Raw genomic sequence first — 16,997 nt, 5'->3', positions numbered from 1 at the left:
TCGCGCTCACTGGTACGACCTCCGCTCGTTCGGCGGCTGGATCTCCGCGCCCTTGTACTCGACGGGGACGCCGCCGAGCGGGTAGTCCTTGCGCTGCGGGTGGCCCTCCCAGTCGTCCGGCATGAGGATCCGGGTCAGGTTGGGGTGGCCGTCGAAGACGATGCCGAACATGTCGTACGCCTCGCGCTCCTGCCAGTCCGCCGTCGGGTAGATGGCGGTCACGCTGGGCAGGTGCGGGGCCTCGACGGAGACCGCAGCCTCCAGCCGGACCCGCCGCCGGTACGTCATCGAGGTGAGCAGGTAGACCACGTGCAGCCGGCGTTCGTCGGCGCCCAGGTAGTCCGCACCGGACACCGAGGAGCACAGCTCGAACCGCAGCGCCAGGTCGTCCCGCATCACCTGGCACACCTCGGCGATCCGCTCCGGGCGTACGTGCAGGGTCAGCTCACCCCGGTCGACAACTACCTTCTCGATCGCGTCGTTGAAGGCCGGGTACGCCTCCTCCAGCGCGTCGCGGACCTCGTCGAAGTAGCCCCCGTACGGCCGGGACGCCTCCTCGATGGGCTGGCGCTGGCGGACCAGGCCGCCGTAGCCGGACACGTCGCCGGTGCCCTGGTTGCCGAACATCCCGCGACCAGCCGGGCTGGCCGGCGGGAACTCGGCGGGGGCACCACTGGTGGCGCCGGCCGGCACCACCGGCAGCGGCACTCCGCCGTCGTTTGGCTTGTCCGTGGGTGACGTCATTTCGGGCCTGCCTGCGGGTGGAGGTGGTTCTGAGCGTTCATCCAGTTCTCGATGCGCAGCTGCTCCTCGCGGCCCTCGCGGACCGCCCGGGTCCACTCGGCGCGCCGGGCCTTGTCGCTGCGGTACGAGGAGGGCATCGAGCCGTAGGGCACGATCGGAACGTCGCCGCGCTCCTGGCGGGCCGCCAGCATCTTGCGGCCGTTCGGGCCCAGCGGCTCATACATGATCTTCTCGCGGAGCTTGAGGATCGCGTCGATGAGCATCTCCGGCCGGGGCGGGCAGCCGGGCAGGTACATGTCGACGGGCACCACGTGGTCGACGCCCTGCACGATCGCGTAGTTGTTGAACATGCCGCCGCTGCTGGCGCAGACGCCCATCGAGAGCACCCAGCGCGGCTCGGCCATCTGGTCGTAGATCTGGCGCAGCACCGGGGCCATCTTCTGACTCACCCGGCCGGCCACGATCATCAGGTCGGCCTGCCGGGGCGACGCCCGGAAGACCTCCATGCCCCAGCGGCCCATGTCGTAGTGCGGACCACCGGCGGCCATCATCTCGATGGCGCAGCAGGCCAGGCCGAAGGTGGCGCCCCACACGGACGACTTCCGAGACCAGTTGACCAGCTTCTCCACCGAGGTGAGCAGGACGCCGGCGGGAAGCTTCTCCTCGATGCCCATCTGACGTTCCTTCCTCAGTCCCAGTCCAGGCCGCCGCGCCGCCACACGTAGGCGTACGCAACGAAGACCGCGACGATGAACAGGACCATCTCCACGAAGCCGAAGATCGGCAGAGCGTCGAACGAGACCGCCCAGGGGTAGAGGAAGATGATCTCGATGTCGAAGACGATGAAGAGCATCGCCGTCAGGTAGAACTTGATCGGGAACCGCCCGCCGCCGACCGGCTGCGGGCTGGGCTCGATGCCGCACTCGTAAGCCTCGAGTTTGGCCTTGTTGTAGCGACGGGGACCGGCGAAGCGGGCGGCGCCAACGGAAAACAGCGAGAACGCCGCGGCGAGGGCGAACAGCCCGATGATCGGTGCGTAAGGCGAGAGCGACATCGTTTTCTCCTGCTCGTCCTTCCCTGCCCTCGGTGCTTGACGAAAATCACACTATTCACGTCCCTCGCAGTGGCAGTCGGCGGGGGTCGATCTTTGTCGGCATCGGTGCCGTGACCAGCGCCGATGCCGTCCTACTTATACGGCTGGGGCGGCCTTCGTCATCGCGTTGATGACCCGATCCATCGCGTCCCCGCCGCGCGGGTCGGTCAGGTTGGCCAACAGCTTGAGCACGAAACGCATCAGCGTCGGGTGCGGCATGCCGTGTTTGGTGGCGATCCGCATGATCTCGGGGCGGCCGATCAGTTTCACGAAGATGCCGCCCAGCCGGTAGTAGCCGCCGAGCCGGGCCTTCAGCTCGTTCGGGTACGCCAGCAGCGCGCGCTCGCGTTCCGGCCCTGCCGGGCGGGCGAGGGCCTGGACCATGACCTCCGCGGCCAGTTCGCCGGACTCCATCGCGTACGCGATGCCCTCGCCGTTGAACGGGTTGACCATGCCGCCCGAGTCGCCGACCAGCAGCACACCCCGGGTGTAGTGGGGCACCCGGTTGAAGCCCATCGGCAGCGCGGCACCGAGGATCGGGCCGTCGGCGTTGGTCTCGTCGGTCATCCCCCAGTCTTCCGGGGTGTTGGCGAGCCAGTCGGTGAGCAGCCGGCGGTAGTTGGTCTTGCCGAACGCCGAGGACGAGTTGAGCACGCCGAGCCCGACGTTGACCCGCCCGTCACCGAGGCCGAAGATCCAGCCGTACCCGGGCAGCAGGTTGTCGCCGCTGTCCTTGCTGCGCAGCTCCAGCCAGGACTCCAGGTAGTTGTCCTCGTGCTTGGCCGGCGAGCGGTAGTAGCGGCGGACGGCGACGCCGATCGGCCGGTCCTCCCGCTTGGCCAGCCCGAGCGCGAGCGGGAACCGGCCGGAGACGCCGTCCGCCGCGACGACCAGCGGGGCGTGGAAGGTGGTGGGCTCCTTGCCCGGCCCGACCTCCGCCTCGACGCCGGTGACGCGGCCGTCGCCGTCGAGCACCGGGCCTAGCACGTTGACGTTGGTCCGCAGTTTCGCGCCGGCGGCCACCGCCCGCTGGGCGAGCAGGTCGTCGAAGTCCAGCCGCGTGCGCACCAGACCGTAGTTGGGGAAGCTGGCCAGCTCCGGCCAGTCCAGTTCGAGGCGCACCCCGCCGCCGATGACCCGCAGGCCGCGGTTGTGCAGCCAGCCCGCCTCGGGCGAGGTGTCCACACCCATCCGGACGAGCTGGCGCACGGCGCGCGGGGTCAACCCGTCGCCGCAGACCTTTTCCCGGGGGAACTCGGTCTTCTCCAACAACAGCACCCGTACGCCGTGCCGGGCCAGGTGGTACGCAGTCGCTGACCCACCGGGACCGGCGCCCACGACAATGACGTCGGCGTCATGTTCCACCGCGGTCATTCGCGCCTCCTCCCGCACGCTCGTGAAATGCTTCACAAGCCAGACGGGACGAGTGTATGACCGGCGTCATACCAGCGCAGGATCAGGGGTACCTAACTCGCCGATGTGACAGCTCATCACCGTCCACAGCGGTCAGGTGTCAGGCCGGGCTGGAGGCGTCCAAGCCCGCGTCGACCCGAATTGTCTCCGGCAGATGCTCGCGGAGCGCCCCACCCGCCGCCCGGTCCAGTGCGGCCAACACCTCGGCGACCACCTGCCGGACCTCCACCGGGTCGGCCCCGGCCAAGTCGCGCAACTGAGAGATGAGTTCGGCCGCGTCGTCGTCGGTGGCGGCCACCGGGTCCGCCGGGTGTGCTCCGGTCATGCGATCGAGCGTACCGGGCAAAGTGGACCAAGTCCGATATTTACGGAACCTGAATAATGTCCGTAGCGGTCGGTGCGGTCCGCTCGCTACTCGCGGATCCCCCGGTGCAGGGCCACCACGCCACCGGTCAGGTTGCGCCACGCCACGCGCCCCCACCCGGCTGCGGCCACCCGGCCGGCCAGCGCGGACTGTGCCGGCCAGGCCCGGACCGACTCGGCGAGATAGACGTACGCCTCGGGGTTGCTCGACACCGTGCGGGCCACCGCCGGCAGCGACCGCATCAGGTACGACAGGTAGACCGTCCGGAAGACCGGGTTGACCGGGGTGCTGAACTCGCAGACCACCAACCGGCCGCCCGGCCGGGTCACCCGGGCCAACTCACGCAGCGCCGCGTCGGTGTCGTTGACGTTGCGCAGCGCAAAGGAGATGGTCACCGCGTCGAAGCTGGCGTCGGCGAACGGCAGCCGCAGCGCGTCTCCGGCCAGCAGCGGCACCTCGGGCCGCGCCCTCTTGCCGGTGTGCAGCATGCCGAGCGACAGGTCGACCCCGACCGCGTACGCCCCGGACTGGGCCAGCTCGCGCGTCGAGACGCCGGTGCCCGCGCCCACGTCCAGCACCCGCTCGCCCGGCCGCAGCCCGAGCGCCGCGCGGGTGGCCCGCCGCCAGGAACGGTCCTGGCCCAGCGAAATCACCGTGTTGGTCAGGTCGTAACGCTCTGCCACGCCGTCGAACATCGCGGCGACCTCGTGCGGCTGCTTGTCCAGACTGGCGCGCTGGCCCTGCGGGGTACGGCTCACCCCCTCACTCTGCCAGCCGCCCGCCAACCGACGTTCGCTGGGTGGGCGGCACGAACCCCGTACGCGAAAGGGCGGGGTGGTCGCCCACCCCGCCCTCGCGTCGTGCCCGCGTCCGTGACACCTCGGTCCGAACGCCTGTCGCCATCGCACCCGTCGCGGTCGCGCCTCGCCGGCGCGCCGCCGGTCAGGGCACCGGTGTCAGTCGGTCGACTTCTCGTCGGCCGGCGAGACCAGGACCACCTTGCGGCGACGGGTGAGCACCAGCAGCGCCCCACCCACCAGCAGGATGACCACGCCGATCCCACCGATCAGGCCGACCTGCACACCGGTCACCGGCAGGCCGCCACCGCCCGAGCCACCACCGGCGGGGTCACCACCGGTACCCGGCGAGACGGTAGTGCCCGGCGTCGTCGTACCGCTGGGGATCGGCGTCGGCGTGGCCGTCACGGTCGGGCTGACCGTCCCGGTCGGCGTCACGGTCGGGCTGGCCGTCACGGTCGGCGTCGCGGTCGGGCTGACCGTCGCGGTCGGCGTCACGGTCGGGCTGACCGTCGCGGTCGGGGTGACCGTCGGCGTCGGCGACTCGGTCGGAGTGGCCGTCGGCGTCGGGGTCGGGGTCGGCGTCTCCGTCGGGGTGACCGTCGGCGTCGGGGTCGGGGTCGGCGACTCCGTCGGAGTGGCCGTCGGCGTCGGCGACTCGGTCGGGGTGACCGTCGGCGTCGGCGTCGGCGACTCGGTCGGAGTGACCGTCGGCGTCGGCGTCGGGGTGACCGTGGGCGTCGGGGTCGGGGTGACCGTCGGCGTCGGGGTCGGCGATCCCGTCGGGGTGGCCGTCGGGGTGGCCGTCGGCGTGGGCGTCGGCGTCGGGTCGACGGCCAGGTCGACGAAGACGTCGAAGATCGCCTGGTTGTCGCCCTCGTCGATCTCGGTGAAGGCCTTCCGCTGGGCGGTGTTGGCCCGCCGCGGCTGCTCCTCGGGCTTGCCGGCCGCCGCGTCCAGGCCGTGTGCCACAAGCTCGCCGACCCGCAGCACCGGCTCGGTGACGTCCTTGCCGACGGTCACCTTGATGTCCGCGGTGTAGTAGTCACCGGGCCGGATCACCGCGCCGTCGTCCTGGCAGAGCGCCTGAGTGACGCCGAAGGTCTGCGTGGTGCACGTGTCCGGCAGGGTGTCGAAGGTGACGCCCGCCGGGAGGGTCAGCACGTAGGCGAGGCCGGTGGCCTTGCGGCTGCCGTCGTTGTAGACCGCCCAGTCGACCGGCACCGTCTCGCCCGGCCGCACCGGCCGAAGGTCGGGGTCGTCGCCGTTGACGCCGTTCACCACGACGTTCGCGTTGACGTCCTGCACCCAACTGGTCAGGTCGTACCCGGGCTCGGTGACGGTGATGTCGTGCTCGACCTTGTTGTCTTCCTCGTTGGGGTCCTCGGTGGCCGAGCGGATGGTGACCACCAGAGTGCCGGCGGCGCCCTTACCACCGGTGGAGAAGACCGGGATACCGAAGTCCTCGCTGGTGCCGGCGGCCAGGTCGCCGAGGCGGCAGGTGAACTTCTTGCCGTTCACCCGGCAGCCGTCGGGTACCACTACCCGAACCTTGTTCGTCTTCAGTTTGCTGGTGTCCACTGTGTAACTGACGCCCTTGGCGTCTTCCTTGCTCCGGGTGTTGTCGACCGAGAACTTGAACGGCTTGCTCTTGGCCTCCGTCACACCCTTGGCCAGGTTGTAGCTGAGCGGCACCAGGGCCAGATCGGCCTCCTCGGCCGCAAGCACTGGTGCGGCCGCGGCGGCGATGCCGCCGGCCGCGAGCAGCGCCACGACACTGGCGCGCACCAGCGTCGAGCGGTGGAACGCTGTCATCAGTCCCCCGGGGGTAGGGAAGAAAGAATGGTTGCGGAACGAGCGGACGTTATCGGAGGCCGATCTTCCACACCAGCAGGCGGAGCCGTTTTCATCCGTCCGGTCCGAGCTGGGCAGACAGTACGGGCGGGATGGTCACCCATCCCGCCCGTACTGCCGTGCGTTATATGAACGACCCGCAGCGGGCCGATGGAGGACAGCCTCGTCCGTCGACGGTGGTGACGGATATGAGCCGGGACGCTAGCGGCCGACGATCATCTCCACCAGCCCCGCAGCGGACAGGCTGACGCTGCGGCGGCGGGGACCACCCGTACCGCCGGGGTGATCCGGCGGGAGCATGAGCGTCGATCAGCCGAACGGCCGGGTGTCGACAGTCAGCTGACGTCCACCAGGGGCAGGGATCGGCCCGCGCCGCCGCCGGGCAGCGCGATCGAGGAGAAGTGCGAGACCACCCGCTCGTCGGTCGGGTCGTCGGCCGGCGTGTGGTGCACGGCGAGCCGGTTGTAGAGAGTGTCACGCTGCGCCGGGATCCGGTCCGCGGAGCGGATCATGCCGATCAGCTCGTGCAGGTTGGAGCGGTGCCGGGCACCGGCGGAGGAGATGACGTTCTCCTCCAGCATGATCGAGCCGAGGTCGTCGACGCCCATGTGCAGCGAGAGCTGCCCGACGTCCTTGCCGGTGGTCAACCAGGACGCCTGCAGGTGCGGCACGGTCTCGAAGAAGAGCCGGGCCACCGCGACCAGGCGCAGGTATTCCAAGGTGGTCGCCTGGGTGCGGCCCTTGAGGTGGTTGTTCTCCGGCTGGTACGTCCACGGGATGAAGGACCGGAAACCGCGGGTGCGGTCCTGCACGTCGCGGATCATGCGCAGGTGCTCGATCCGCTCGGCGTGCGTCTCGCCGGTGCCCATCATCATGGTGGCGGTCGACTCGATGCCCTGCCGGTGGGCCAGCTCCATGACCTCCAGCCAGCGCTCGCCCGACTCCTTGAGGGGGGCGATGGCCTTGCGGGGCCGCTCGGGCAGCATCTCCGCGCCGGCGCCGGCGATCGAGTCCAGGCCGGCGGTCTTGATCCGGGCGATGGCCTCGTCCAGGCTCACCCCGGAGACCTTGGCCATGTGCAGGATCTCGCTGGGGCCGATCGAGTGGATGACCAGCTGTGGGTACGCCTGCTTGACCGAGGAGAACAGCTCCTCGTAGTACTCCACTCCGTAGTCCGGGTGGTGCCCGCCCTGGAGCATCACCTGGGTGGCGCCCAGCTCGACCGCCTCGCCGCACCGGCGAAGGATCTCCTCGGTCGGGTGGGTCCACCCTTCCTTGTGCTTGGGCGCCCGGTAGAACGCGCAGAACTTGCACGCCGTCACGCAGACGTTCGTGTAGTTGATGTTGCGGTCGATCAGGTAGGTGACGACGTTGTCCGGGTAGCGTCGCCGACGCACCGCGTCCGCCGCCTCGCCCAACGCGTGGAAGGGCGCCTCGGTGTAGAGCAGCAGCGCCCCCTCGGGCGTGATCCGCCCGCCGTCCGCGCCGCGCTGCAGGATGTCGTCGATCTCCCGGCTCACCGTCACGCCCCCGAGCCTACGCCGGTCCCGCGCCCTGGCCCGGAGGGGTGCTCAGGGCTGGCACCGTCTCCGCGATCTTGCACTTTCTGTCGCGACATAAGGGGCATCCCACTCATCTCGACAACCGAAACTGCAAGATCGGCGCATTCGGCGTCGTCACGCGTCGTAGTCGACGGTGAGCTTGTCGGTTGTCGGGCTGGACTGGCAGGTCAGCACGTAGCCGGCGGCCAGCTCGTCGGGCTCCAACGCGTAGTTGCGGGCCATCGTGACCGCGCCGTCGACGACCTTCGCCTTGCAGGTCGAGCAGACGCCACCCTTGCAGGCGTACGGCAGCTCGCCCCGCACCTTCAGCGCGGCGTCCAGCACCCGTTCCTCGCGGCCCATGGTGAAGCTCGACGACCGGCCGTCCAGGACGATGGTCACCTCGGCCCCGGCGCCCGCCTGGTCGACCGGCCGGCGCACCGGCTCCGGCGGCGTGTCGACGTGGAACAGCTCGGTGTGCACCGCCGACTCGGGCAGCCCACGTGCGGTCAGCACGTCCCGGACGTCGACCACCATGCCGTACGGGCCGCAGAGGAACCACTCCTCGATCAGGTCGTCCGGCACGATGGTGCCCAGCAACCGGCCCAGCCGTTCGGCGTCGATCCGACCGGAGAGCAGCGGCGACTCGCCCTGTTCCCGGGAGAGGACGTGCACCAGGTGCAGCCGGGTGGGGTAACGGTCCTTCAGGTCGGCCAACTCCTCGGCGAACATCACAGTGTTCGCCGTGCGGTTGCCGTACACCAGTGTGAAGGTGCTGGCCGGCTCGACGGCCAGGGCGGTCGCGACCAGCCCGAGCACCGGGGTGATGCCGGAGCCGGCGACGACAGCGCCGTAGTGCCGCACCCGGTCCGGCGCGAACGCCGTGGTGAAGGTGCCCAGCGGCGGCAGCACCTCGACGGTGTCGCCGCCGCGCAGCGCCCCGCAGGCGAACGCCGAGAAGGCGCCGCCGGGGATCTCCCGCACCCCGATCCGCAACCGGCCGTGCCGGGCCAGGTCGTCGGGGGTGGAACAGATCGAGTACGACCGGCGCACGTCCGCGCCGTCCTCCGCGGCTCGCCGCACTGTGAGGTGCTGACCGGCGCGGAACGCGAAGGTCTCCCGCAGTTCCTCGGGTACGGCGAAGGTCACCGCCACGGAGTCGTCGGTGAGCCGGTCGACGGCGGCGACGGTCAACGGGTGGAAGACCGGCCGGCGGCGAACCGGGCGGGTGATGGTGACAGTCACAGCGCCTTCAGGTGGTCGAAGGGTTCGGAGCAGGAACGGCACCGCCACAACGCCTTGCACGCGGTGGAGCCGAACCGGCTGACCTGCTCGGTCTCCGGCGAGCCGCACTGCGGGCAGCGGACCGCCAGCGTCAGCGACACGACGCCGGCGGCGGGCACCGGGGCCGGTGGGGCGATCCCGGCGGCAGCGAGCTTGGTCCGCCCACGCTCGGAGATCCAGTCGGTGCTCCACGGTGGGCTGTAGACGGTCTGGACCTGCGCGTCCGGGTGGCCGGCGGCGGTGAGCGCGCGGCGGATGTCGGCCCGGATCACATCCATCGCCGGGCAGCCGGTGTAGGTCGGGGTGATGGTGACGGTGACCCGGCCACTGGCCGGATCCTCCTCGACCGCCCGCAGGATGCCCAGCTCGTCGATGGTGATGACCCGGATCTCCGGGTCCACCACCGACGCGGCCGCCTCCCTGGGGTTCACCACTTCGCTCCGGGGTGGGCGCGGTGCAGCACCTGCATCTCGGCGAGCAGGTAGGCCAGGTGCTCGGTGTGCACACCGGCCCGCCCACCGGCCGGGGCCCAGGCGCTGTCCGGCTGGATGAGCGTCGCCTCGGCCAGCACCGGGCCGACGACCTCGTCGAACGCCGGCCGCAGGGTGGCCGGGTCGACCGGTGCCGCCGGGTCCGCGGCGAACAACTCGTGGGTGTACGGCCACACCTTGTCGACGGCCGCCTGCATCCGGCGATGCGACTCCTCGGTGCCGTCACCGAGCCGCTTCACCCACAGCGCGCCATGGTCCAGGTGGTACGCCGACTCCTTGCGTGCCTTCGCGCCGATCGCGGCCAACCGCTCGTCCGCGCAGCCGGCCAGCGCCGTGTAGAGCGGCAGTTGGTACGCGGCCAGGAAGAAAAGCTTCGCCATCGTCACCGCGAAGTCGTCGTTGGGCAGCTCGACCACTAGCGCGTTGCGGAACTCCCGGTCGTCGCGCAGGTACGCCAGCGCGTCCTCGTCGCGGCCGGCGCCCTCCAGCTCGCCCGCGTACGACAGCAGCAGGCGCGCCGCGCCGAGCTGGTCGAGGGCGATGTTGGCCAGCGCGATGTCCTCTTCCATCTCCGGGGCACGGGTGGTCCACTCGGCCAACCGCTGGGCCGCGACCAACGCGTCGTCGGCGAGCGCGAGGGTGAAGTCGAAGGGCCCGTTCACAGGTGGGCCACCCCGTCCGGCACCTCGTAGAAGGTGGGGTGGCGGTAGACCTTGTCGGCGGCCGGGTCGAAGAAGGAGTCCTTCTCGTCCGGGCTGGACGCGGTGATCGCACCGGCCGGCACCACCCAGATCGACACGCCCTCCTGGCGGCGGGTGTAGAGGTCGCGGGCGTTGCGCAGGGCAAGCGCGGCGTCGGGCGCGTGCAGGCTGCCGACGTGCGTGTGCGACAGCCCGCGCCGGGCCCGCACGAAGACCTCCCAGAGCGGGGTGTGTTGCGTCATGCTGCGACCGTCTCCTTCTGTCCTGCCCGCTTCGCGGCGTATGCCGCGGCGGCCTCGCGTACCCAGGTGCCGTCGGTGTGCGCGGCCCGGCGGTGGGCCATCCGCTCCCGGTTGCACGGCCCGTCGCCCGAGATCACCTGCATCAGCTCGTCGTAGTCCGGCTGGGTGTAGTCGTACGCCTGCCGCTCGTCGTTCCAGCGCAGGTCCGCGTCGGGGATGCGCAGCCCGAGGATCTCGGCCTGCTGGACGCACATGTCGACGAAGCGTTGGCGCAGATCGTCGTTCGAGAAGCGCTTGATCTTCCAGGCCATCGACTGGGCGGAGTGCGTGGAGTCGCCGTCTGGCGGGCCGAACATGGCCAGCGACGGGTACCACCAACGGTCCACCGCGTCCTGGGCCATCGCCTGCTGCGCTGGGGTGCCGTGCGCCAGGGTGTGCAGGATCTCGTAGCCCTGCCGCTGGTGGAACGACTCCTCCTTGCAGACCCGGATCATCGCGCGGGCGTACGGGCCGTAGGAGCAACGGCAGAGCGGCACCTGGTTGACGATCGCCGCGCCGTCCACCAGCCACCCGATGGCGCCCACGTCGGCCCAGCTCAGGGTGGGGTAGTTGAAGATCGAGCTGTACTTCTGGCGGCCGTCGAGCAGCAGTTGGACCAGCTCGTCGCGGCTGATGCCGAGGGTCTCGGCGGCGGCGTAGAGGTAGAGGCCGTGACCCGCCTCGTCCTGCACCTTGGCCAGCAGGATCGCCTTGCGCTTGAGCGACGGCGCCCGACTGATCCAGTTGCCCTCCGGCTGCATGCCGATGATCTCGGAGTGGGCGTGCTGGGCGATCTGCCGGATCAACGTCCGCCGGTACGCGTCGGGCATCCAGTCGCGGGGTTCGATCTTCTGCTCGGCGTCGACCACCTCGGCGAAGTACGCCGCCAGGTCCTCGTCCGGCGCGGGCCCGCCACGCCGCCCGCGCGTCGCCGCCGCCCGCAGCTCGGCCTCGGCGGCCTCGACCTCGCCCAGCAGGCCGCCGGGCGCCTCGTCCGGGGTGCCGTTCGGGGCGGAGAAGTCGTTGCCATACATGAGGCTAAGTGTTACAGCTTGCGCCACGTTGCGCCAGGGGGTGTAACAGGAATCCGAGCATCCCATCCGTAATCGAATGACTGCTTTGTGCTACCTGGAGGTCGCCCTGTCGTCGTGACTTAGGCCACGAAACAAAGGTGAATCCCTGCAAAAACCTCATACCGGCCCCATATCCCGCCTTTATCGCAGGTTGCCTAGTGTCGAACCCTGGCGGTCTGCCGGTCCGGACGTAGACTTCTGCCGGTCAACCGATCGGCTGCCGACATCGACATCTCCACAGAGGCCACCTCCCCCGGCCTCGGCGATCGCACCCGATTCGTCCCGACGGCAAGCCGGTCCCCCCGGCCCTGACACCTGGAGTTCAGCCACTCATGCGATCTCGCGTGACCCTGGTGCTCGCCATCACGGCGGTCGTGCTCGGCGGCGTCCTACTGGTCCCCACCGCGTACGCCCGACTCGCCAGCGACGGCAGCGGCGGAGGCGGCGGCGGAAGCACGGCGAGCGTCGCCGCGCCCGCACCCACCCCACCGCCGCCACCCACCCTGGCGGCCGGCCCGGTGTCGGTGAGCTTCAAGGGTGAGTTCTTCTCGTGGGCTCTGCTGGACCGGAAGACGGGCAAGATCTCCGGGTCGCCGAACATGACTGCGACCAGCTCCACCGAATCGATGATCAAAGCGTGGATCGTCTCCGACTACCTGCGGCAGCTCGGCGACAAGGAGCCGCCCGCAGCGCTGAAGGAGGCGGCTCGACTCGCCATCGTCGACAGCAACGACGGGGCGGCGAACAAGGTCCACGCCGCCGCGGGTGGCTCATACAAGCCCTCGACCAGCAGCATTCCCGACGCGGTGATCCAGCGGGCGATCAAGATCTGCGGGCTGACCGACACCAAGCGCGGCAACACCAAGCCGTACACCGGCTACTGGAGCTATACCCGGATGTCTCCCCGCGACGCGGTCCGGGTCGGCGACTGCATCGCCGACGGTAAGGCTGCCGGCCCGAAGTGGACCAAGTGGGTGTTGGATCAGATGAGCAAGGTCAGGGGCACCACCGCGACCAAGGACCAGAAGACCGAGTCCGGCGGTGGCCGCTGGGGGATCATCGACGGCCTACCGAAGTCGATCACCGCTCAGGGGCCGGTCAGCATGAAGAACGGCTGGACCCCGATCTACGGCGACGGCAACTGGCACGTCAACTGCCTCGCCGTCACCAGCAAGTGGAGCCTCGCGGTGATGCTGCGCTACCCGATCAGGACCGGCCTGGACTACGGCGCGAAGGTCTGCGCCAGTGTGGCCACCCAACTGGTCACCCCGCAGCCGGGCGCCGCGCTCAAGGTGCCGCAGCAGCCGGTCGGAAAGCTCTGATGGCCGGTAACCGTCGGGTCGACCGGCGCAACGGCGGCGAGGCTTCACCGATTCGGCTGATCGCCGTCGCGGTCATCCTCATCGGGCTGGTCCTGGTGTCGCTGCGGCTGCTGCCCGGTTCGCCGTTCGAGTCGTCCGCCGCAGCCAAGTGGGGCGACGCGGGCTCCGGCACCAGCGACCGCCCCACCGGCGCCGGCACCGACCGCAGCGCCCGCCAGCCGTCCTCGCCGTCACCGAAGCCCAGCCCGTCGCTGGAGCCGCTGCCCTTCGTGGCCAAGGACCTCGATCTGAACATCGAGGGCTGGTACTCCTGGAGCGTCCTCGACCGCCGAACCGGGAAGATCATCGGTTCGAAGAACATGGGCGAGACCAGCACCACCGCCTCGATGATCAAGGCATGGATCGTCGCCGACTACCTGCGTCGCGCGGCCGACGCCGGCCAGACCCCGAGCGACGCGAAGCTCGCCGACGCGACCCGGATCATCCGGGACAGCGACAACACCCGGGCCGAACAGTTCTACAACCAGGTCGACCGGGACGCCTCGATCAAGCGGCTCATCTCCATGTGCAAACTGACCGACAGCAGCGTCGCCCCCGACGGCGGCTGGAGCCGGACGGCGCTCTCCCCCCGGGACACGGCTCGGATGGGCAACTGCATCGTCACCGGCACCGCCGCCGGGCCGAAGTGGACCAAGTGGCTGCTCAACGAGATGAAACTGGTTCGCGGTGCCGGCGACTTCGGTATCCGCAAGGCCTTCCCGGCGGCCGAGCAGAAGAAGATCGCCATCAAGAACGGGTGGATCGACCGGACCAGGGAGCAGGAGATGCACATCAACTGCCTGGCCATCGGTGACACCTGGACGATGGGCGTGATGGTCAAGTACCCGATCAACATGGGCTACGACTACGGCATGAAGAACTGCCAGAAGATCACCGAGGCACTGCTCCGCCCCGGCACCTGAGCCCCTGGCGCCTCGGCGCTTCGCCGGGCCGGTTGGCTTTGCCGGCCCGGCTGGCAGCGGTCAGCCGGCGAAGAACTCCGGGCCGCCGTCCGGCAACGCCGGGGCCTCGCCGATGGCGGCGGCCCGTCGGGCCCACTCGCGCAGCCCGGCGACCTGCCGGTCGCCAAGGGAAAAATCGAGGGTACGGAAGTACGTGGCCAGCGTCTCCGCGTCGAAGGTCTCCCAGCGGGCAGCCGCCTCGGCGACCTGGTCCAACTCCGCCAGGCAGAGATCCCGCGAGCGCAGGAAGGCCTCGTGCACCTCCTTCACCAGGCCCGGGTGGGCGGTGGCGAAATCGCGGCGGACCGCCCAGACGGCGAAGACCATCGGCAGCCCGGTCCACTCCCGCCACGCCTGGCCGAGGTCGGTGACAGTGAGGCCCTTCTGCGGTGCCTCGTAGTACGCCCGCAGCGCCACGTCCCCGATCAGCACGGCGGCGTCGGCCTCCAGCAGCATCTGGGTCAGATCCGGCGGGCAGCGGAAGTACTCGGGCCGCACGTTGTACTGCTCGGCGAGCAGCAATTGAGCCAGCATGACCCCGGTCCGCGAGGTCGAACCGAGCGCCACCCGGGCGCCGTCCAGCTCGGCGAGCGGCCGGGTGGAGACCATGTTGACCGAGAGCACCGGCCCGTCGCTGCCGACCGCCAGGTCCGGCAGGAGCAGCAGCTCGTCGGCGTGCTTCAGATACTCCAACAGCGTGATCGGGCCGATGTCGAGGTCGCCGGCGACCAGCGCCGCACTCAACCGGTCCGGCGAGTCCTTGTGCAGGTCGACGTCGAGCAGGGCACCGGAACGCATCAGACCCCAGTAGATCGGCAGGCAGTTCAGGAACTGGATGTGCCCGACCCGCGGGCGTGCGATGCGCTCAGCCATGGCCCGACCGTATCGCCGGCGGCTGGCTCCGGCTCGGCGGGCCGGCGCGGAGTGGCCAAGCCCGCATTTGACGACCGTCGTACCGCCCGGGTCACGACCGGCACGAACACCAGCACCACCAGCAGCCCGACCACACCGGCACCGGCGATCAGCGGCCGAGGCGGAACGACCGCGAGCAACGCCCCGCCGATCAGGAAGCCGGCCATCGAGCCACCCTGCACCGCAGCGCCGTAGCTGGCGTACGCCCGGGCGCGCATCGCCTCCGGTACCCGCCGAGCGGTGAGCAGGTTGGCGAAGACGTTCTCGCCACCGTTGGCCGCACCCCCCACCAGCCAGAGCGGCACCAACACACCTGCGGCCGGCACCGTCGCCGCCAGCAACACCATCAGGCTGCACACGGCCAGAGTGGCCAGCACCCCCCGTACCAACGCGCCGTCGTCGTCGAGCCGCCCGGCAAGTCGTACGGCGAGCCAGGTCCCCGGCAGCATGCCAGCCATCCATGCGGCACTCACCAGGCCGTACGTGGTCGCCGAGCCCCCCAGCGTCTCCCGGATGAAGAAGACCTCGATCACGTTGATGCCGCCGATCGCCGCGATCACCACGGCGGTGCTCACCACCATGACGAGCATCAGCGGATCGCGGCGCAGCCGCCAGCCGATCTCCGTACCCCCAGGGGTTGCCACGCCGCCCAGAACGGCCGGGCTGCTCACGGTGGTGGCCGGGCTGGCGGCGGCCCCGCTGCCCACAACGGCCTCGCTGCCCACGGCGGCGGGCCGCCGGCCGCCGCGTCGGGTCCGCAGCAGTAGGCCCGCGACCACGAGCGCCAGGTAGGTCGCGGCATCGAGAAGCAGCGGTACGCGGGTGCCGAACTGTCCCACCAGCAGGCCGGCCAGCACCGGGCCGCCGAGCGCACCGAGCGAGACGGCGGTCTGACTGATCGCGCTGGCTCGCGGCAGGTCGGCCGGGCGGACCATCGCCGGCAGCAGCGCGGCGAGGCAGGGTTGGGTGACCGCGAGCCCGCAGGCCAGCAGGGCGACGAGCCCTACCATCAGTACCGGTTGCTCGATGACGGCGAGGAGCGCGCAGATTGCGGCCTGCCCGAACCCGATGGTCACCAGCAGGGTACGGCTGTCCGTCCGGTCGGCGAGTCGGCCCGCGAGTGGGGCGAGTACCACCAGGGGCAGGGTGGCGGACAACAGCAGCCCCGATACGGCCAGACCGCCGGCACCGGCACCCTGTAGCGCCAGCGCCAGCGCGGTCGCGGCGAGGAAGTCGCCGCAGATCGTGGTGCCTCGAGCAGCGGCGGCGAGCCAGACGTCCGACCAGCGCGACTCGTCCGTTGTGAAGGACATACTTCGAAAATAATGCTTCACAACTGATTGATGCAAGCCTGGCTATGCCAACGGCACCGTCCGGTACTGCACCGCGACCGTGCGCGCCCCCGCCGGTGGGGCACCCTGCCGCCGCCGCGGGTGATACGGCCGGAGCAGCGCCAGCACCGCCTCGTTCAACTCGGCCAACTCGTCGGCGGTGAGGAGCAACAGCGTGTCGGTGAACAGAGCGGTGTCGTACCATTCGGCCGGCTCGTCCCCGGCGCGCCGCAACCAGTCCCGGGTCCGCTCCATGGCCCGGACCGCATGCGCCTCCACCAGCGCCTGCTCGGCCGCACGCGCCTCAGGCCCGGCATCACGACCCGCCTCGACCAGCACACTCACACTCGGCACACGCCACAACCGCTCGCGCGCGTCCCCCCGGCTCGGCGCCTGCTCAACCAGGCCGAACTTCGCCAGCGAACGAAGGTGGTAACTGGTTGCGCTCGGCGACAACCCAACGATCTCGGCACATTCGGTGGCAGTCCCACCACTCTCGCGACTGTTCAGGTGCTCCATGATCGCGATTCGAGCCGGATGGGCCATCGCCCGCATCACCTGGGGGTCGCTGATCGTCATCCGGCGTGAATCGGAGCGGGCCTCGGTCATACGCCCATGATCCCGGCAGCCCCGCCAACCTGCCATCACCCCCGCGTCCCGCTCGGACCACCGCGCGTCGGCCACGCTTTTACCTTCGGCCGCGAGCAGGCGGATTTTTCGGCGGGCACGGCTTGGCGGGGTGGCCTGAGTGGCGAGCGCGGGTTTGCGTCTCTGCGGCGCGGCGCGGCGCGGCGC

At 70.3% G+C, this 16,997-nt stretch carries 17 protein-coding genes and 1 pseudogene; 2 read left to right on the top strand and 16 right to left on the bottom strand.

Translation table 11 applies throughout. The features are described 5' to 3' along the window. Positions 1 to 6: 6 nt before the first annotated feature. The 13 genes and pseudogenes from PSH03_RS14865 to paaA all read right to left on the bottom strand — a co-directional run bounded on the left by PSH03_RS14865 (position 7) and on the right by paaA (position 11,597). Entirely contained in the window at positions 7 to 744 is a 738-nt protein-coding gene (locus PSH03_RS14865; protein WP_112620361.1) for an NADH-quinone oxidoreductase subunit C, read from the bottom strand. Continuing rightward, entirely contained in the window at positions 741 to 1,418 is a 678-nt protein-coding gene (locus tag PSH03_RS14860; protein WP_124821345.1) for a NuoB/complex I 20 kDa subunit family protein, read from the bottom strand. The genes PSH03_RS14865 and PSH03_RS14860 overlap by 4 nt, the downstream gene beginning before the upstream one ends. 14 nt (positions 1,419 to 1,432) lie before the next feature. Further along, positions 1,433 to 1,798, bottom strand: coding sequence for an NADH-quinone oxidoreductase subunit A (locus tag PSH03_RS14855; protein ID WP_007454588.1), 366 nt, complete (start codon positions 1,796 to 1,798; stop codon positions 1,433 to 1,435). A gap of 135 nt (positions 1,799 to 1,933) precedes the next feature. Next, positions 1,934 to 3,211, bottom strand: a complete 1,278-nt coding sequence (locus PSH03_RS14850; RefSeq protein WP_210785486.1) for a geranylgeranyl reductase family protein — start codon at positions 3,209 to 3,211, stop codon at positions 1,934 to 1,936. A gap of 139 nt (positions 3,212 to 3,350) precedes the next feature. Then, positions 3,351 to 3,575 carry a hypothetical protein gene (locus tag PSH03_RS14845; RefSeq protein ID WP_210785485.1) on the bottom strand — a complete coding sequence of 75 codons (225 nt, stop codon included), beginning with the start codon at positions 3,573 to 3,575 and terminating at the stop codon, positions 3,351 to 3,353. A gap of 86 nt (positions 3,576 to 3,661) precedes the next feature. Further along, entirely contained in the window at positions 3,662 to 4,372 is a 711-nt protein-coding gene (locus PSH03_RS14840; RefSeq protein WP_196920656.1) for a demethylmenaquinone methyltransferase, read from the bottom strand. A 786-nt stretch (positions 4,373 to 5,158) separates the two neighbouring features. Beyond that, positions 5,159 to 6,226, bottom strand: a pseudogene (locus PSH03_RS32870) (cell wall anchor protein); the annotation flags it as partial. 374 nt (positions 6,227 to 6,600) lie between these two features. Then, the gene (mqnC, locus tag PSH03_RS14830; RefSeq protein ID WP_238689476.1) at positions 6,601 to 7,791 is read right to left on the bottom strand and encodes a cyclic dehypoxanthinyl futalosine synthase; all 1,191 of its coding nucleotides are present in this window, start codon (positions 7,789 to 7,791) and stop codon (positions 6,601 to 6,603) included. Between the two features lie 150 nt (positions 7,792 to 7,941). Further along, positions 7,942 to 9,051 carry a 1,2-phenylacetyl-CoA epoxidase subunit PaaE gene (paaE, locus tag PSH03_RS14825; protein ID WP_238689475.1) on the bottom strand — a complete coding sequence of 370 codons (1,110 nt, stop codon included), beginning with the start codon at positions 9,049 to 9,051 and terminating at the stop codon, positions 7,942 to 7,944. Then, entirely contained in the window at positions 9,048 to 9,524 is a 477-nt protein-coding gene (paaD, locus tag PSH03_RS14820) for a 1,2-phenylacetyl-CoA epoxidase subunit PaaD (RefSeq protein WP_238689474.1), read from the bottom strand. The genes paaE and paaD overlap by 4 nt, the downstream gene beginning before the upstream one ends. After that, entirely contained in the window at positions 9,518 to 10,243 is a 726-nt protein-coding gene (paaC, locus tag PSH03_RS14815; RefSeq protein ID WP_238689473.1) for a 1,2-phenylacetyl-CoA epoxidase subunit PaaC, read from the bottom strand. The genes paaD and paaC overlap by 7 nt, the downstream gene beginning before the upstream one ends. Further along, entirely contained in the window at positions 10,240 to 10,524 is a 285-nt protein-coding gene (paaB, locus tag PSH03_RS14810; RefSeq protein ID WP_238689472.1) for a 1,2-phenylacetyl-CoA epoxidase subunit PaaB, read from the bottom strand. Before paaB ends, paaC begins: the two co-directional genes overlap by 4 nt. Beyond that, positions 10,521 to 11,597, bottom strand: a complete 1,077-nt coding sequence (gene paaA, locus PSH03_RS14805; RefSeq protein WP_238689471.1) for a 1,2-phenylacetyl-CoA epoxidase subunit PaaA — start codon at positions 11,595 to 11,597, stop codon at positions 10,521 to 10,523. The genes paaB and paaA overlap by 4 nt, the downstream gene beginning before the upstream one ends. 371 nt (positions 11,598 to 11,968) lie before the next feature. On the opposite strand from paaA, the gene PSH03_RS14800 reads away from it, so the two are divergent. Continuing rightward, complete coding sequence (locus PSH03_RS14800) at positions 11,969 to 12,958, top strand: serine hydrolase (RefSeq protein ID WP_210785478.1); 990 nt, start codon at positions 11,969 to 11,971, stop codon at positions 12,956 to 12,958. Beyond that, positions 12,958 to 13,920: a serine hydrolase gene (locus tag PSH03_RS14795; protein WP_238689470.1), complete on the top strand. Its 963-nt coding sequence runs from the start codon at positions 12,958 to 12,960 to the stop codon at positions 13,918 to 13,920. Before PSH03_RS14800 ends, PSH03_RS14795 begins: the two co-directional genes overlap by 1 nt. A gap of 60 nt (positions 13,921 to 13,980) precedes the next feature. Here the strand turns inward: PSH03_RS14795 and PSH03_RS14790 are convergent, their stop codons facing one another. The 3 genes from PSH03_RS14790 to PSH03_RS14780 all read right to left on the bottom strand — a co-directional run. Beyond that, positions 13,981 to 14,832, bottom strand: a complete 852-nt coding sequence (locus PSH03_RS14790) for a menaquinone biosynthetic enzyme MqnA/MqnD family protein (protein ID WP_238689469.1) — start codon at positions 14,830 to 14,832, stop codon at positions 13,981 to 13,983. Next, on the bottom strand, positions 14,784 to 16,184 hold the full coding sequence (locus PSH03_RS14785) for an MFS transporter (protein ID WP_238689468.1): 1,401 nt from the start codon (positions 16,182 to 16,184) through the stop codon (positions 14,784 to 14,786). The genes PSH03_RS14790 and PSH03_RS14785 overlap by 49 nt, the downstream gene beginning before the upstream one ends. 42 nt (positions 16,185 to 16,226) lie before the next feature. Next, a partial coding sequence (locus tag PSH03_RS14780) for a winged helix-turn-helix domain-containing protein (RefSeq protein WP_308194382.1) occupies positions 16,227 to 16,997 on the bottom strand: 771 nt, incomplete at its 5' end.

Source organism: Micromonospora salmantinae (assembly GCF_022230905.1).
Lineage (GTDB): Bacteria > Actinomycetota > Actinomycetes > Mycobacteriales > Micromonosporaceae > Micromonospora > Micromonospora salmantinae.
The sequence above is the reverse complement of the archived record's forward strand: the minus strand, read 5'-3'. Positions and strand labels throughout refer to the sequence as shown.